Source organism: Klebsiella sp. LTGPAF-6F, assembly GCF_001753185.1.
GTDB lineage: Bacteria > Pseudomonadota > Gammaproteobacteria > Enterobacterales > Enterobacteriaceae > Klebsiella > Klebsiella michiganensis.
Genome location: NZ_CP017450.1, coordinates 128,355 through 145,252 on the forward strand (window position 1 = coordinate 128,355; position 16,898 = coordinate 145,252).

Sequence of the window (16,898 nt, forward strand, 5' to 3'; positions counted from 1 at the left end):
AAGGTTAGGGAAGTTTTCCTGACTTGAGTAATACCCTTTTCGTGATACCTTTTCAGTATGACAAATTCACGTTTACACACTCTGGATATTCGCCTGCTGCGCTACTTTGCGGTGGTGGCGGAGGAAAATAACATCAGCCGGGCCGCGCAGCGGCTATTTATTTCGCAGCCGCCGCTGAGCCGTCATATTCGCCATCTGGAAACGCAGCTGGGGGTAACGCTATTCTTGCGGCATACCAAAGGTCTGATCCTTACCGACGAGGGAAGACGGGTGCTGGATATCATTCGGCCTCTACTGGCGCTTCAGGATCGCACCCTGGCGGCGTTGAGCCAGCTCTCTGCGCCCGCGCAGCAGCCTCTGCGTCTGGGGTTGACCACCGCCTTTGAGCAAGGCATTTTCGCCGCCGCGGAATCCGCTCTGGGTGAGTACACCAGCGCGTTGCACATCACTCGTCAGTCATCACCGGCGTTGGCCCAACTGGTGCGAAAGGGCAAGCTCGATGCGGCACTGGTGGCGCTGCCGCTGAATACCGAGGGGCTTCACCTGCATCCTTTGTCTTACCAGGAGCCGCTTATCGCGGCGCTACCCGCATCCTGGCCGGAGGCCGCCAGGGCGGAGCTGACGTTAAGCGCACTCAATCATCGGCCGCTGTTCTGGTTTAAACGCGAGCGTAATCCCGATTTCTTTGACTATACGCGACGTATTTTTGACCGGGCAGGCTATGTGCCCACCTACGTGGAGGAGCCTGCCGAGCATGATGTTCTGCTGGCGCGGATTGCGCGCGGAGAAGGCCTGATCCTCCTGCCGGCCTCTTTTTCCGCGATTCAGCGGCAGGGGGTCGTCTTTTGTCCTTTGCAGGATGCCAGCCAGCAGCTTCCGCTTAGGCTGGGAATGGTGACGTTGCGCGCAAATGAGAGGGTCCGGGAAAGGGTAACAGCAGTCGTTGAAAAATCATTGTCTTAGCGAAAAAGAGATGAATTAATTTCATCCTGGCTGAATATTCCTCACTGTTTACGCTGATTTTTCTATTGACGCGGATGCCCTTTTCCGTCATTTTTACATCTGGACGTCTAAACGTATAGAAGTTCGCGACACAACAAACAATAAAATGCGATTGATGAGGTAAGGTATGAGCTTTTTTCACGCCAATCAGCGGGAAGCCCTGAATCAGAGCCTGGCGGAAGTGCAGGGCCAGATTAACGTCTCCTTTGAATTCTTTCCGCCGCGTACCAGTGAAATGGAGCAAACCCTCTGGAAATCCATCGATCGCCTGAGCAGCCTGAAGCCGAAGTTTGTCTCCGTGACCTACGGCGCTAACTCCGGTGAACGTGACCGCACCCATAGCATTATCAAAGGTATTAAAGAGCGTACCGGTCTGGAAGCCGCCCCGCATCTGACCTGTATCGATGCCAGCCGCGATGAGCTGCGTACCATTGCTAAAGATTACTGGGATAGCGGAATTCGCCATATCGTTGCGCTGCGTGGCGACCTGCCGCCTGGCAGCGGTAAGCCGGATATGTACGCGGCCGACCTGGTGACTCTGCTGAAAGAGGTCGGGGACTTTGATATTTCCGTTGCGGCTTATCCGGAAGTCCATCCGGAAGCCAAAAGCGCGCAGGCCGATCTGCTTAACCTGAAACGTAAGGTCGAGGCCGGAGCAAATCGCGCGATTACCCAGTTTTTCTTTGATGTTGAAAGCTACCTGCGTTTTCGCGACCGCTGCGTCTCGGCGGGTATCGATGTCGAAATCATTCCGGGTATTCTGCCGGTCTCTAACTTTAAGCAGGCGAAAAAGTTTGCCGATATGACCAACGTGCGTATCCCGACGTGGATGGCGAAAATGTTCGAAGGTCTGGACAATGACGCCGAAACCCGCCAGCTGGTGGGGGCGAACATCGCCATGGATATGGTGAAGATTCTCAGCCGCGAAGGGGTGAAGGATTTCCATTTCTATACCCTGAACCGCGCGGAAATGAGCTACGCGATTTGCCACACTTTAGGCGTGCGCCCGGCGTAAGCAGGCTTCAGATTTCCCCGTCCTTCTCTTCTCTCTGCGGCGTCAAAACATCTTCGGCGCCGCTTGTTCTGGTTATTTCCTTAAAACATCTTTACGGGCGGTAAAACGGGGCACCTGCGCCATCAGAGGTGACTATCCGCCAGCAGCAGCGGTACGTTTTGCGTTTGCATCAGAGAGAGGATATCGGGGGAGAGGCCGGTCTGGCTGATAACGAGGTCAAGGTCTGCCAGGCGGGCATGGCCTGCAAGGAACGTTTGACCAAATTTACTGCTGTCCGCCAGCAGGATTTTTTGCCGCCCGGCGCGCATCAGCGCTTGTTTGACGTGGGCATTGGTCATTTCAGGAACCGTCAGCTCTCCAAGATCGTTGACGCCCTGAGTGCTGAGGAAGACTTTGTCGGCGTGGATATGACGAAAGAAGTCGGCGGTACTGAAAGAGACCATTCCCTGGCTGGCGTCTTCATATTCACCGGGCGCGACGATCAACTTGATATTTTTTCTTCCTTTCAGGAGATTAACCACCGGAATGGAGTTGGTTATCACCATGATTTTCTTATCGAAAATAAAATGAGCGAGCGCCAGCGGCGTGGTGCCGCAGTCGATAATAATCGTGTCTCCATCTTCAACCTGCTCGGCGGCTTTCTGGCCAATCAGGTGCTTATCATCGGCTATTTGTATCGATTGCAGCTGAAAGCCGGGCTCGACGCTGGCGCCGCGGGTTAAGTAGGCTCCACCGTAGGTTGTTTTTACAATGCCTTGTTTTTCAAAGAAAGAGAGATCGCGACGGATGGTCATTTTGGTGACGCCGAACTTTTCGGCGAGGTCATTGACGACGACTTTTTTGTCCTGTTGCAAAATGGCGTAAATGCTCATTCTTCGATTTGATGACTGCATATCTACGATTCACCCAAAGGAAAATCGCACTATAAAATACATCGTTTTGGCGGGCAATGGCGGGCGAAAAGAACATACCCGCCTGCTGGCGGGTATGTCGCGAGGGGTTATTCCCACTCTTGCAGGAAGCGTTGACCGTACTGGTCGGCCACCAGAAGCGCGGCATAGACCTGATCCGGCGTCGCGCCGCCGGGCATATTGTGGATGGTTTCACCTTCCGCGCAGGCGGCTTCCGCCACGGTACGCATTTTGCCCGGGATATCGACTTTAATATCCAGCTGCGCCAGGGTGATAGGCAGCCCGACGCTATGGCACAGCGCCGCTACGGTTTCGATCTCTTCCACCGGCGCGTTTTCCAGTACCAGCTGCGTAAGCGTACCGAAAGCCACTTTTTCACCATGATAGTAGTGGTGAGCGTCCGGAATAGCGGTTAGACCGTTATGGATAGCGTGCGCAGCCGCCAGGCCGCCGCTTTCAAAGCCGACGCCGCTCAGATAGGTGTTGGCTTCAATCACCCGTTCCAGCGCCGGCGTCACCACGTGCTGCTCCGTCGCCAGCATCGCTTTTTCGCCCTCTTCAACCAGCGTGTTGTAGCACAGTTCAGCCAGCGCCAGCGCCGCCTGGGTGCATTTTCCGCCCGCCATGGTGGTCGCGCCGCTGCGGGAGCAGGCACGCGCTTCAAACCAGGTCGCCAGCGCATCACCGATACCGGCTGCCAGCAGGCGCGCCGGGGCGCCAGCAACGATTTGCGTATCGACAATGACCATGTTCGGGTTGCGCGGCAGCATCAGGTAGCTATCAAACTCGCCGTCATCGGTATAGATGACCGAGAGCGCGCTGCACGGCGCGTCGGTGGAGGCAATCGTCGGGGCAATAACCACCGGCAGATTCATAAAGTGTGCTAATGCTTTTGCGGTATCCAGCGTCTTGCCGCCGCCGATACCCAGCACGGCGGTGCAGCGGGCGGAACCGGCAATATCACGCAAGCGGTTGATTTCGTTATGTGAGCATTCGCCGCCAAACGGTGCGATTTCGCCAGCCAGCCCCGCATCCGCCAGGCTTTTACGCAGTTTTTCTTCGGCAAAACCGAGTACGAATTTATCGCCCACGATGAGCCAGCGTTCTGCCAGCGGCTTTAGGTATCCACCAAGGCGGGTAATGACGTCCGCGCCCTGAATGTACTTACCGGGTGATTGAATAATGCGATCCATTTCTATTCCTCCTGGATGACCGTGATGCCACCCTCTGGGCAGCTCGCCGATCGGGTTACAGGTTTAGCGTTCCAAAGGCGTTATTCCAGTCCTGCTCAAACTTCTCAATAGCTGACTCTACCGCAGGGGTACCGAGCATTTGTTGCGCTACATCTAACGGAAGGGTGATCGCTTCGCAGCCTGCTAACAGGCAATCCAGCGCCTGGCGCGGCGTCTTAAAGCTGGCGGCCAGCACTTTGCTTTCCGGCGCATGCAGCTCCAGCAGGGACTGTAGCTCCTGGACCATGCGGATGCCGTCACCGCCCTGGGCGTCGACGCGGTTGACGTACGGCGCCACATATTTTGCCCCGGCCAGCGCGGCCAGCAGGCCCTGAGATGCGCTGTATACCGCTGTACCCAGCGTGGGGATACCTTCTTTTTTCAACAGCTTGATAGCGGCAAGGCCTTCGGCGGTGACCGGAATTTTTACCACGATACCGGGGACGGCGTTGCTCAGGCGTTTGGCTTCTTCCACCATGCCCTGCGCGTCGCGGCTCATGGTCTGGGCGAACAGAATACCTTCCGGACCGACGGCTTTTTGCAGGCGCGGAAGAACATCCCAAACCGGCGTTTTACCGGCTGCGATAATGCTCGGGTTGGTGGTCACGCCTGCCAGCGGGTAGATGCGCGCCAGGCGTTCAACTTCTGCTACGTTTGCGGTGTCCAGATAGAGTTCCATGATGCTTTCCTCAATGCTTAATACGGTAGTGTCGTTGAGGAAAGAATACGGCTTTCACGCGAAGGGTCGCCAGATGACAAATTTGCCAAAAACTGGATAAATGTACGCATTGCGGTTAAGGATGATTTAGATCACATTTATCCCGCAACCCGGATTAAAATGGGAAAACAAGAACGCACAAAAGTCAGGTTTAACACACAAAAATCTAGTTTTTTAGCGAAGCCGTTTTTTCCGTCAGCTGGCTGTGATACTGACGGCGATACTCCGACGGCGAGCGCTCGGTGTTTTTGCGAAACAGGCGGCAGAAGTAGTTGCTGTCGGCGAAACCACAGGCGTGGGCGATATCTTTCACTTTCATATCGTGGCCTTTTAACAGCATTCTGGCCTGCTCCAGACGGATGTGATTCAGGTATTCGTTAAAGCCCATTGGCCCGCATTTCTGGAACAAATGGGAAAGATAGTTTGGTGAGAGATAAAACGCCTGCGCCACCGACTCGCGGGTTAACGGGTCGGCAAAATGGGTATCAATATGTTTACGAATCGCTTCAAAAAGCGCCTGGCTGCGCGATGACGTTTGTACCTGGCTGCCCAGCAGATCGGCACAGTGGCTGAGCAGGCTGGTGACAATACAGCGGGCCGTGTGCTGTTCCTGCGGCTGCATCTGCATTTCATTCAGCGCCTGCAGCAGAAACGATCCAACCCGGGGGCCGCGGCGAGGAACCTGCTGTTTATCCAGCACGTTAAGCGCGCTGCCGTCCCAGTGGCGTAGGACGAATTCCAGCTGCTGCTTACCAAACAAGACAGTTAACAGCGTGGAGGGCATCAGCCACTGCGGGTCATTCCATCCGCCTGCGGGGACGTACAGCACATCGTGCGGCGTCAGCTGCGCCTGGTCGGCCTTAATCGCCGGATCGCGAAGCTGGCCCGCAAGCATGATTTCGAGGCGCGGAAAATCGACGCTTAGCGCTTTCTCAGAAGCCGGCCTGGATTCTGTGGAAAAGTGGACTTTGCCGATTACCGCCGGGCCTTTAATAAAAGAATCAATGGCCTGATTAATGTCGCTATCCATTCTCTCTCCGCGTTGCGCGATCCCGTTTCATCATACCTAACAAACTGGCAGAGGGAAAAGCCGCGCGATTTTTCTGCGAAGAGAGTTGTAAGATTTGATTGATATGTTATATCGTAACATATTATTGCAAACCTTAACTCAGGAGAGAGTGATGACCCGAAAGATTTCCGCACTTATGCTTGGTATTAGCCTGGTACTGGCGAACAGTCAGGCGGTTGCCCACGGCCACCATAGCCATGGCCCGGCGCTGACCGAAGCGGAGCAGAAGGCGAGTGAAGGCATTTTTGCCGACCAGGACGTAAAGGACAGGGCGCTGAGCGACTGGGAGGGTATCTGGCAGTCGGTTAATCCCTATCTGCTGAACGGCGATTTAGATGCCGTGCTGGAGCAGAAGGCCAAAAAAGCCGGTAAAAGCGTGGCGGAATATCGGGAGTATTATAAGAAGGGCTACGCTACCGATGTGGAGCAGATTGGTATCGAAGATAACGTCATGGAGTTTCACGTCGGGAAAACCGTCAACGCCTGCCGGTACGCCTATTCCGGCTACAAAATCCTGACCTACGCATCCGGTAAAAAAGGCGTGCGCTACTTGTTCGAATGCCAGCAGGCGGATTCAAAAGCGCCGAAGTTTGTTCAGTTTAGCGATCACACCATCGCGCCGCGCAAGTCCCAACATTTCCATATCTTTATGGGCAATGAGTCCCAGGAAGCGCTGCTGAAAGAGATGGATAACTGGCCAACCTACTATCCTTATGCCCTGCATAAAGAGCAGATTGTCGACGAAATGCTGCACCACTAAAAAAAGCTCCGGTAAACGCGATGCTTACCGGAGCTATGGTTTTTAACCCGGCTCGCGCTACGCTTAGCCGGGCTACAGGTTTCTCAAGGCGAACTAGCCGGTGTTACGCATGCCTGCCGCAACGCCTGCGATGGTGACCATCAGCGCTTGCTCAACGCGCGGGTCCGGTTTTTCACCTTTCTCTTCCGCCAGACGTGAACGATGGAGCAGCTCGGCCTGGAGCACGTTCAGCGGGTCGGTATAGATATTACGTAGCTGGATGGACTCCGCGATCCACGGCAGGTCGGCCATCAGGTGGGAGTCGTTGGCGATTGCCAGTACCACGTTGATATCGGCGGACAGCAGTTCACGCAGCTCTTCGCCCAGCTTCCACAGTTCCGGTTTCACCAGACGCTGATCGTAATATTCCGCCAGCCACAGGTCGGCTTTTGAGTAGACCATTTCCAGCATGCCGAGGCGGGTAGAGAAGAACGGCCAGTCGCGGCACATGCTTTCCAGCTCGCTCTGCTTGCCGCCTTCAACGACTTTTTGCAGCGCGGCGCCGGCGCCCAGCCAGGCTGGCAGCATCAGGCGGTTTTGCGTCCACGCAAAGATCCACGGAATGGCGCGCAGCGACTCGACGCCGCCGGTCGGGCGACGTTTGGCCGGACGCGAGCCCAGCGGCAGTTTGCCCAGCTCCTGCTCCGGCGTTGCGGAACGGAAGTAAGGAACAAAATCTTTATTTTCACGCACGTAGCCGCGATACATCTCGCAGGAGACGTCGGACAGCTCGGCCATGATGTCGCGCCATTGCGCTTTTGGCTCCGGCGGCGGCAGCAGGTTGGCTTCCAGAATCGCGCTGGTGTAGAGCGACAGGCTGCTGATGGTGACTTCCGGCAGGCCGTATTTAAAGCGGATCATCTCGCCCTGTTCGGTAACGCGCAGGCCGCCTTTCAGGCTTCCCGGAGGCTGAGAGAGCAGGGCCGCGTGCGCCGGCGCGCCGCCGCGGCCGATAGAACCGCCGCGACCGTGGAACAGCGTCAGCTCAATGCCGGCTTTTTCACAGGTCTTAATTAACGCGTCCTGCGCCTGATACTGCGCCCAGGAGGCGGCCATCACGCCCGCATCTTTCGCCGAGTCGGAATAGCCGATCATGACCATCTGCTTGCCCTGGATAAAGCCGCGATACCAGTCGATATTCAGCAGCTGGGTCATAACGTCGTCGGCGTTATTCAGGTCGTCCAGCGTTTCGAACAGCGGGGCGACCGGCAGCGCGAAGCCGATGCCGGCCTCTTTCAACAGCAGATGCACGGCCAGGACGTCTGACGGCGTTTTGGCCATCGAAATCACGTAGGCCGCAATAGAGCCGCGCGGCGCTTCGGAGATGACTTTGCACGTCTCGAGCACTTCGCGCGTTTCTTCGCTTGGCTCCCACTGGCGCGGCAGCAGAGGACGCTTGGAGTTCAGTTCGCGGATCAGGAAGGCCTGTTTATCGGCTTCTGACCAGCTTTCATAGTCGCCGATGCCAAGATAGCGGGTCATTTCGCCCAGCGCTTCGGTGTGGCGGGTGCTTTCCTGACGGATATCGATACGCACCAGCGGTACGCCAAAGGCTTTTACGCGGCGCAGAGTATCGAGCAGCTCGCCGTTGGCGATAATGCCCATACCGCAGGCTTGTAGCGACTGGTAACAGGCGTAAAGCGGTTCCCACAGCTGCTCGTTTTGCGTGATAAGGCCCGCCGGTTTCGGCAGTTTCTGTCCTTTCAAGCGCGCTTCCAGCCAGGCCTGGGTCTCCATCAGCTGCGTGCGCAGTTTTTTCATCAGGTAACGATAGGGTTCCTGAGCGCCTTCCGCGCCTGCCAGCTCACGCAGCTCGTCGGTGCACTCAACCATCGACAGCTCGGAAATCAGCAGCTGGACATCTTTCAGGAACAGATCGGTTGCCTTCCAGCGGCTGAGCAGCAGGACGTGGCGGGTAATGTCGGCGGTCACGTTCGGGTTGCCGTCGCGGTCGCCGCCCATCCAGGACGTAAAGCGAACCGGAACAAAATCGACCGGCAGCCGATAGTTCAGGTTATCTTCCAGCTGTTCATTCAGCTCGCGCAGGTAGTTCGGTACGCCTTCCCACAGGCTATTTTCGACAACCGCGAAGCCCCATTTGGCTTCATCCACCGGGGTAGGGCGATGCTTGCGGATTTCATCGGTGTGCCACGACTGGGCAATCAGCTGGCGCAGACGGCGCATGACCTGATGACGTTCATAGTCCGCAATGTCGTTGTTATCGAGCTGCTTCAGGCAGCTGTTGATCTCGCCCATCTTGTGGATCAGCGTACGACGCGTGATTTCGGTCGGATGCGCGGTCAGCACCAGCTCCAACGACAGGGATTCAACGGCTTGTTTAATAATCGTTTCGTTGAGATTGGGTTGCTCTTTGAGCTTTCTCAGGGTGCGGGCAATCACTTCCGGATTACTGGCCGCTTCGCCTTTTGGCGAAATGCTGTGGTATTGCTCAGCGGTATTCGCCAGGTTCAGAAACTGGCTAAAGGCGCGCGCCACCGGCAGCAGCTCGTCGTTGGACAAGTTTTGCAGCGTGGTGAGCAGCTCCTGGCGGTTGGCTTCATTGCCAGCGCGAGAAGATTTGGACAACTTACGGATAGTTTCGACACGATCAAGAATGTTTTCTCCCAGCGCATCCTTGATGGTGTCGCCCAGCACCTTACCGAGCATACTGACATTACTACGCAAAGCGGAATATTGTTCGTTCATGTTACCCCAGACACCCCATCTCATTTTATTTTGTTATATCCGGCGCTCGATAATTTGAGCAGTGGATAAGCAACCGTCTTTATAAAGCCACGTAAAAACCCCCACGTCAATTGTTGCGAAATCGCTTCAGCAAACGAATAAATGGCGGCAATTTGCGAAATTTAACTCGGAGGTCGCTTGATAAGCGTTGCTTATGAAAATGTGATAATTGTCACCCTCTCGCGCCGATAAAATCGCACGAGAGAATGGGTATTTAATGCCAGCAAAAATGGTGAACCACCTGAGTGATGAGCTCGCGGGTCGGCTTAATAAAGCGCGTTTCCAGGTACTCATCCGGCTGGTGGGCCTGGTTGATAGAGCCCGGGCCTAACACCAGCGTTGGGCAGAGGGTCTGAATAAACGGCGCTTCGGTACAGTAGTTGACCACGTCGGTTTGCGCGCCGAGGAGTTTTTCGACGACCTCAACCAGCTTATGGTCCGGCGGACATTCGTAACCGGGGATCGGCGGATGCAGTTCAGCAACGGTCAGGCGACCAGGCCAACGCTCGCTCACCGGCGCCAGCGCTTCGTTAAGGAGCCCGTTGAGATCGTTGAGCGTCATTCCGGGCAGCGGACGAATATCCATATGCAGTTCGCAGCAGGCGCAAATGCGGTTGGAGGCATCGCCGCCGTGAATTGCCCCGAGGTTAAGTGTGGGATACGGGACGGTAAACGCGGCGTAGTGATAACGCTCTTTTAAATCGTCGCGCAGCTGCATGATGCGGCCAATGGCGTCGTGCATCAGTTCAATCGCGTTGACGCCGCGTGCCGGGTCGCTGGAGTGGCCCGACTGCCCCTGAATGCGAACCGCGTTGGACATGTGGCCTTTGTGCGCGCGTATCGGCTGCAGCGACGTGGGCTCGCCGATAATGGCGCAGTCCGGTCGCAGCTGGGTCGTCTCGGCGAAGTAGCGGGCACCGGCCATGCTGGTCTCTTCATCGGCCGTCGCCAGAATATAGAGCGGCTTTTTCAGCTGAGTGACGTCAACGTCGCGCAGGGCGTCGAGAATAAAAGCGAAGAAGCCTTTCATATCCGCGGTGCCGAGACCGTACAGCTTATTGTCGTGCTCGGTCAGGGTAAAAGGGTCGCGGGTCCAGCGGCCATCATCAAACGGGACGGTATCGGTGTGCCCGGCAAGCAGCAGGCCGCCAGCGCCGTGGCCGCTGCTGGCCAGCAGGTTGAATTTATTACGCGTGTCCGGGACTGGCTGAACTTCAACATTAAAGCCGATATCGCGGAACCAGCCTGCCAGTAAATTGATTAAAGACTCATTGCTTTGATCCAGCGCCTCTTCGGTTGCGCTGATGGAAGGTGTGGCGATCAGCGCGCGGTAAATCTCGATAAAGGGCGGTAATTTGTTTTTCATTGTTGACACACCTCGGGTCGTGATAGTATCAATATTCATGCATTATTTGTGAATAAAAATACATTATCGTTGAGCGTAAGAAAACCCATCGAATGTAAGGATGATGCTCTTACGGCTCAACAGGGTGGGGAAGGCAACGGTCTTCCAGGGCAAATATACGTAAGCAAGAAGGTGAAGAGCCCCAATGTTGAACACGCTGATTGTGGGCGCCAGCGGTTATGCCGGCGCAGAGCTAGTGGCCTATGTAAATCGCCATCCTCATATGACCATAACCGCATTGACGGTCTCCGCGCAAAGCAATGATGCGGGAAAATTAGTTTCCGATTTGCATCCGCAGCTGAAAGGCATTGTCGATCTGCCGCTGCAGCCGATGTCCGATATCAGCGAGTTTAGCGCCGGAGTCGATGTCGTTTTTCTGGCTACCGCGCACGAGGTAAGCCATGATCTGGCGCCGCAGTTCCTCGCCGCTGGCTGCGTCGTGTTCGATCTCTCCGGGGCGTTCCGCGTTAATGACGGCGCCTTCTATGAAAAATATTACGGTTTCACTCATCAGCACCCTGCACTGCTGGAGCAGGCGGTTTACGGCCTGGCCGAGTGGAGCGTCGAAAAGCTAAAAGAAGCCAATCTGATCGCCGTACCGGGCTGCTACCCGACGGCGGCTCAGCTATCGTTAAAACCGCTGATCGACGCGGGGCTGCTGGATCTTAACCAGTGGCCGGTGATCAACGCGACCAGCGGGGTCAGCGGCGCCGGGCGTAAAGCCTCTATCGGCAATAGCTTCTGCGAAGTCAGCCTGCAACCTTACGGCGTTTTCAACCACCGTCATCACCCGGAAATTTCAACCCACCTGGGCGCGGACGTTATTTTTACTCCGCATCTGGGCAATTTTAAGCGTGGGATTCTGGAAACCATTACCTGCCGTCTGAAGCCCGGCGTGAGCAAAGAGCAGGTGGCGGCGGTATTCCAGCAGGCCTATGCGGATAAGCCGCTGGTACGTTTATACGATAAAGGTGTCCCTGCATTGAAAAATGTCGTGGGTCTGCCATTCTGTGATATCGGTTTTGCGGTCCAGGATGAACATATCATCGTGGTGGCGGCGGAAGATAACCTGCTGAAAGGCGCGGCCGCGCAGGCCGTGCAGTGCGCAAATATTCGTTTCGGCTTCGCTGAGACGCAGTCTCTTATTTAAGGTGTGATGATGAATCCTTTAATTATCAAACTTGGCGGCGTCCTGCTGGACAGCGAAGAAGCGCTTGAGCGCCTGTTTACGGCACTGGTGAACTACCGCGAATCCCATCATCGCCCGCTGATTATTGTGCACGGCGGCGGCTGCGTGGTGGATGAACTCATGAAGCAGCTCAACCTGCCGGTGAACAAGAAAAACGGTCTGCGGGTCACGCCGGCGGATCAGATCGACATTATTACCGGCGCGCTGGCGGGAACCGCCAACAAAACGCTGCTGGCGTGGGCGAAGAAGCACGGCCTGGCTGCCGTTGGGCTATTCCTTGGCGATGGCGATAGCGTCAAAGTGACGCAGCTTGATGAAGAGCTGGGTCATGTCGGATTCGCTCAGCCGGGTTCTCCGGCGCTGATTAACACGCTGCTGGCGGGCGGATATATGCCGGTCGTTAGCTCCATCGGCGTCACCGATGAAGGCGAGTTGATGAACGTCAACGCCGACCAAGCGGCGACCGCGCTGGCGGCAACGCTCGGCGCAGACCTGATTCTGCTGTCTGACGTAAGCGGCATTCTCGATGGTAAAGGGCAGCGCATCGCGGAAATGACCGCCGAGAAGGCTGAACAGCTGATCGAGCAGGGCATTATCACCGACGGCATGATCGTCAAAGTGAATGCGGCCCTGGACGCGGCGCGGACATTAGGCCGCCCGGTCGATATCGCCTCCTGGCGCCACGCGGAGCAGCTCCCTGCGCTGTTTAACGGTACGCCGATCGGCACGCGTATACTGGCATAATCAATTTATCATTTTGTCGGCCCGGTAAGCGTAGCGCCGCCGGGCAATAAAATTCAAAGATATTAAGGAAGCATGTTATGGCACTTTGGGGTGGGCGTTTTACTCAGGCAGCGGATCAGCGGTTCAAGCAGTTCAACGACTCTTTGCGCTTTGACTATCGCCTGGCGGAGCAGGATATCGTTGGCTCTGTTGCCTGGTCCAAAGCGCTGGTGACGGTGGGCGTACTGTCCGCCGATGAGCAGCTACAGCTGGAAGAGGCGCTGAACGTTCTGCTGGAAGACGTGCGGGCTAACCCGCAGCAGATACTTGAAAGCGATGCGGAAGATATTCATAGCTGGGTGGAAGGTAAGCTGATCGACAAGGTCGGCCAGCTGGGCAAAAAGCTGCACACCGGGCGTAGCCGTAATGACCAGGTGGCGACCGACCTGAAGCTGTGGTGCAAAGACACCGTGATGGAACTGCTGTCGGCGAATCGTCAGCTACAAAGCGCGCTGGTTGAGACGGCGGAGAATAATCAGGACGCCGTTATGCCGGGCTATACCCACCTGCAGCGCGCGCAGCCGGTGACGTTTGCCCACTGGTGTCTGGCCTATGTCGAAATGCTGGCGCGTGATGAAAGCCGCCTGCAGGATGCGCTTAAACGTCTGGACGTCAGCCCGCTGGGCTGCGGAGCGCTGGCGGGTACCGCCTATGAAATCGATCGTGAACAGCTTGCCGGCTGGCTGGGCTTCGCATCGGCGACCCGCAATAGCCTGGACAGCGTGTCCGATCGCGATCACGTACTGGAACTGCTGTCCGATGCCTCAATCGGTATGGTCCACCTGTCGCGTTTTGCTGAAGATCTGATCTTCTTCAATACCGGCGAAGCGGGCTTTGTTGAGCTTTCTGACCGCGTGACTTCTGGCTCATCCCTGATGCCGCAGAAGAAAAATCCGGATGCGCTGGAGCTGATCCGCGGTAAATGCGGCCGCGTGCAGGGTGCGCTGACCGGCATGATGATGACCCTCAAAGGGCTACCGCTGGCCTACAACAAAGATATGCAGGAAGATAAAGAAGGCCTGTTTGACGCGCTTGATACCTGGCTCGACTGCCTGCATATGGCGGCACTGGTGCTCGACGGTATTCAGGTAAAACGCCCGCGTTGTGAAGAAGCCGCGCAGCAGGGTTACGCCAATGCCACCGAACTGGCGGATTACCTGGTTGCCAAAGGCGTACCGTTCCGTGAAGCGCACCATATTGTCGGTGAAGCGGTAGTGGAAGCCATTGCCCAGGGCAAGCCGCTGGAGGATCTGCCTCTGGCCGATTTGCAGAAATTTAGCCCCGTGATTGCGGATGACGTCTATCCGATTCTGGCGCTGCAGTCGTGTCTGGATAAGCGTGCGGCTAAAGGTGGCGTTTCTCCTCAGCAGGTGGCTCAGGCGATTGCCGACGCTAAACAGCGTCTGGTGTGATCCGCCTGCGGGGCTGCTTTTAAGGCGGTAAATAAACGAAGCTCGGGTAACTCCGGGCTTTTTTATGCAAAAAAAAGCGGACACAAGGTCCGCAAAAGTTCACGTTGGCTTTAGTTATCCGGGTAGAGAGGTGATGAGAAAGCTCAATGATTTTCTGAAGTTTTCCTCATTTATGGGTTTATTATTGAACAGAAACCTTGATAGGGATAATCGTTCGTTGCTATTCTATCTATCGCCATGGACTATCGTGGCGATGGAGGATGAATAATGAATATTCGCGATCTTGAATATCTGGTAGCGCTAGCCGAACACCGCCACTTCCGCCGTGCGGCGGATTCTTGCCACGTCAGCCAACCGACGCTCAGCGGGCAAATCCGTAAGCTGGAGGATGAACTCGGCGTGATGTTGCTGGAGCGCACCAGCCGTAAGGTTCTGTTCACCCAGGCAGGGCTGCTGCTGGTGGATCAGGCGCGTACCGTGCTACGAGAAGTCAAAGTGCTTAAGGAAATGGCGAGCCAGCAGGGAGAGACCATGTCCGGGCCGCTGCATATTGGACTGATCCCGACGATTGGCCCTTATCTGTTGCCGCTGATTATCCCGATGCTGCACCAGACCTTTCCCAAGCTGGAAATGTATCTGCATGAAGCACAAACCCATCAGCTTTTAGCGCAGCTTGATAGCGGTAAGCTCGACTGCGCGATTCTGGCGCTGGTCAAAGAGAGTGAAGCGTTTATTGAGGTGCCGCTGTTTGATGAGCCCATGATGCTGGCTATCTACGAAGATCACCCGTGGGCGAACCGCGAGTGCGTGCCGATGTCGGACCTGGCCGGTGAAAAGCTGCTGATGCTGGAAGATGGGCACTGCCTGCGCGATCAGGCGATGGGCTTTTGCTTTGAAGCGGGCGCCGATGAAGATACCCATTTCCGGGCGACGAGCCTCGAAACGCTGCGTAACATGGTGGCTGCCGGTAGCGGCATCACGCTGTTGCCAGCCCTGGCCGTACCGCAGGAGAGAAAGCGCGATGGCGTGGTCTATGTGCCCTGCATCAAGCCGGAGCCGAGACGTACCGTGGGGCTGGTTTATCGTCCGGGTTCGCCGCTGCGTAGCCGCTATGAACATCTGGCGGAGGCCATCCGCGGTAAGATGGATGGCCATTTCGACGCCGCGTTAAAACAGGCGGTTTAAGCCATTTAACGCCGCGACCCGATAGGCTTCCGCCATCGTCGGATAGTTAAAGGTGGTGTTAACGAAGTACTCAATGGTGTTACCACCGCCTTTCTGCTCCATTATCGCCTGGCCGATGTGAATAATTTCGGCCGCGCGCTCGCCAAAGCAGTGAATCCCGAGGATCTCTTTCGTTTCGCGATGAAAGAGGATCTTCAGCGTACCGACGCTCATACCGACGATCTGCGCCCGGGCCAGATGTTTGAACTGCGCGCGACCCACCTCGTAAGGCACCTTCATTGCCGTCAGCTGCTGCTCGGTTTTACCGACGGAGCTGATTTCCGGAATGGTGTAAATCCCGGTAGGGATATCCTCAATCAGGTGCGCCGATGCCTCGCCTTTTACCAGCGCCTGGGCAGCGATGCGGCCCTGGTCGTAGGCGGCGGAGGCCAGGCTTGGATAGCCAATCACATCGCCGACGGCATAAATATGCGGCAGGGCGGTTTGATACATGCTGTTGACCTTCAGCTGGCCGCGGCTGTCGGTTTGCAGACCGATATTTTCCAGCGCCAGTGAGTCGGTGTTCCCGGTGCGGCCGTTAGCGTACAGCAGGCAGTCCGCTTTGAGCTTTTTGCCGGATTTCAGATGCATGATGACGCCGTCATCAACGCCCTCAATCTTTTCGTACTCTTCATTGTGGCGAATGACCACGCCGCTGTTCCAGAAATGATAGGAGAGCGAGTCGGACATCTCCTGATCGAGAAACGCCAGCAGACGATCGCGGGTGTTGATCAGATCCACTTTGACCTCCATTCCCCGGAAGATCGACGCATATTCGCAGCCGATCACCCCGGCACCGTAGATGATCACATGGCGCGGTTCGTGATGCAGGCTGAGAATCGAGTCGCTGTCATAAATGCGCGGATGATGGAAGTCAACGTCTGCCGGATGGTACGGGCGTGAACCGCAGGCAATCACGAATTTTTCCGCCGTCACCGTTTCCACGGTACCGTCGTGGCACTCCAGCGCGATAGTGTGTTCATCAACAAAATGGGCATTGCCCTGCAGGATTTCGCAGTGGTTACGCTCATAGAAACCCTGACGCATATGGGTTTGCTGGTTAATGACGCTGTCGGCATGGTTCAGGATGTCGGCGAAGGAAGAACGAAGAAGACGGGAATGGTCGCTGTAGAGGGGATTTTGGTTAAACTCGATAATACGGCTGACGGCATGGCGGAGGGCTTTTGACGGGATGGTACCCCAGTGGGTACAACCGCCGCCGACGTTATGGTAGCGCTCAATGACGGCAACGCGTGCTCCCTGTTTCACCAGCCCCATGGCGGCGCCTTCTCCGCCAGGACCGGAACCAATCACAATTGCATCATAATCCCAAGAGTGTGACATGGCATTACTCACCTGTTTTATACATAAAATAAACACGATGATAACATTCG

The 16,898-nt window shown here is 56.0% G+C and carries 14 protein-coding genes; 7 read left to right on the forward strand and 7 right to left on the reverse strand.

Annotated features, from left to right (window positions below; translation table 11 throughout):
* The first annotated feature begins 57 nt into the window (after nucleotides 1–57).
* Nucleotides 58–963 (forward strand): LysR family transcriptional regulator, encoded by a 906-nt coding sequence (locus BJF97_RS00595; RefSeq protein WP_032693281.1) that lies wholly within the window; start codon nucleotides 58–60, stop codon nucleotides 961–963.
* A gap of 166 nt (nucleotides 964–1,129) precedes the next feature.
* Nucleotides 1,130–2,017: a methylenetetrahydrofolate reductase gene (gene metF / locus BJF97_RS00600; protein ID WP_032693280.1), complete on the forward strand. Its 888-nt coding sequence runs from the start codon at nucleotides 1,130–1,132 to the stop codon at nucleotides 2,015–2,017.
* A 122-nt stretch (nucleotides 2,018–2,139) separates the two neighbouring features.
* Here metF and BJF97_RS00605 read toward each other — a convergent pair whose 3' ends face one another.
* From BJF97_RS00605 to BJF97_RS00620, 4 genes are all read right to left on the reverse strand, one after another.
* Nucleotides 2,140–2,889 carry a DeoR/GlpR family DNA-binding transcription regulator gene (locus BJF97_RS00605; protein WP_032693279.1) on the reverse strand — a complete coding sequence of 250 codons (750 nt, stop codon included), beginning with the start codon at nucleotides 2,887–2,889 and terminating at the stop codon, nucleotides 2,140–2,142.
* 128 nt (nucleotides 2,890–3,017) lie between these two features.
* A complete protein-coding gene (gene gldA / locus BJF97_RS00610) occupies nucleotides 3,018–4,121 on the reverse strand; it encodes a bifunctional L-1,2-propanediol dehydrogenase/glycerol dehydrogenase (RefSeq protein WP_032693278.1) in 1,104 nt (367 codons plus the stop codon).
* A gap of 55 nt (nucleotides 4,122–4,176) precedes the next feature.
* Nucleotides 4,177–4,839 (reverse strand): fructose-6-phosphate aldolase, encoded by a 663-nt coding sequence (fsa, locus tag BJF97_RS00615; protein WP_004107558.1) that lies wholly within the window; start codon nucleotides 4,837–4,839, stop codon nucleotides 4,177–4,179.
* Between the two features lie 205 nt (nucleotides 4,840–5,044).
* Nucleotides 5,045–5,908 carry an AraC family transcriptional regulator gene (locus BJF97_RS00620; RefSeq protein ID WP_014227434.1) on the reverse strand — a complete coding sequence of 288 codons (864 nt, stop codon included), beginning with the start codon at nucleotides 5,906–5,908 and terminating at the stop codon, nucleotides 5,045–5,047.
* 151 nt (nucleotides 5,909–6,059) lie between these two features.
* On the opposite strand from BJF97_RS00620, the gene zinT reads away from it, so the two are divergent.
* Nucleotides 6,060–6,707, forward strand: coding sequence for a metal-binding protein ZinT (zinT, locus tag BJF97_RS00625; RefSeq protein WP_032693277.1), 648 nt, complete (start codon nucleotides 6,060–6,062; stop codon nucleotides 6,705–6,707).
* Nucleotides 6,708–6,800: 93 nt separating this feature from the next.
* On the opposite strand, the gene ppc is transcribed toward zinT, so the two are convergent.
* Nucleotides 6,801–9,452 (reverse strand): phosphoenolpyruvate carboxylase, encoded by a 2,652-nt coding sequence (gene ppc, locus BJF97_RS00630; protein WP_004856030.1) that lies wholly within the window; start codon nucleotides 9,450–9,452, stop codon nucleotides 6,801–6,803.
* 253 nt (nucleotides 9,453–9,705) lie between these two features.
* Complete coding sequence (argE, locus tag BJF97_RS00635) at nucleotides 9,706–10,857, reverse strand: acetylornithine deacetylase (RefSeq protein ID WP_014227436.1); 1,152 nt, start codon at nucleotides 10,855–10,857, stop codon at nucleotides 9,706–9,708.
* A 184-nt stretch (nucleotides 10,858–11,041) separates the two neighbouring features.
* Between argE and argC the strand changes: the two genes are divergently transcribed.
* The 4 genes from argC (at nucleotide 11,042) to oxyR (ending at nucleotide 15,465) form a co-directional block, all read left to right on the forward strand.
* A complete protein-coding gene (gene argC / locus BJF97_RS00640) occupies nucleotides 11,042–12,046 on the forward strand; it encodes an N-acetyl-gamma-glutamyl-phosphate reductase (RefSeq protein ID WP_032693276.1) in 1,005 nt (334 codons plus the stop codon).
* 6 nt (nucleotides 12,047–12,052) lie between these two features.
* Nucleotides 12,053–12,829 carry an acetylglutamate kinase gene (argB, locus tag BJF97_RS00645; RefSeq protein WP_088941751.1) on the forward strand — a complete coding sequence of 259 codons (777 nt, stop codon included), beginning with the start codon at nucleotides 12,053–12,055 and terminating at the stop codon, nucleotides 12,827–12,829.
* A gap of 77 nt (nucleotides 12,830–12,906) precedes the next feature.
* Complete coding sequence (argH, locus tag BJF97_RS00650; RefSeq protein WP_014227439.1) at nucleotides 12,907–14,280, forward strand: argininosuccinate lyase; 1,374 nt, start codon at nucleotides 12,907–12,909, stop codon at nucleotides 14,278–14,280.
* 267 nt (nucleotides 14,281–14,547) lie between these two features.
* Nucleotides 14,548–15,465, forward strand: a complete 918-nt coding sequence (oxyR, locus tag BJF97_RS00660; protein WP_014227441.1) for a DNA-binding transcriptional regulator OxyR — start codon at nucleotides 14,548–14,550, stop codon at nucleotides 15,463–15,465.
* Here oxyR and sthA read toward each other — a convergent pair.
* Nucleotides 15,448–16,848, reverse strand: a complete 1,401-nt coding sequence (gene sthA / locus BJF97_RS00665; RefSeq protein ID WP_004116922.1) for a Si-specific NAD(P)(+) transhydrogenase — start codon at nucleotides 16,846–16,848, stop codon at nucleotides 15,448–15,450. The genes oxyR and sthA overlap by 18 nt on opposite strands.
* Nucleotides 16,849–16,898 lie beyond the last annotated feature (50 nt).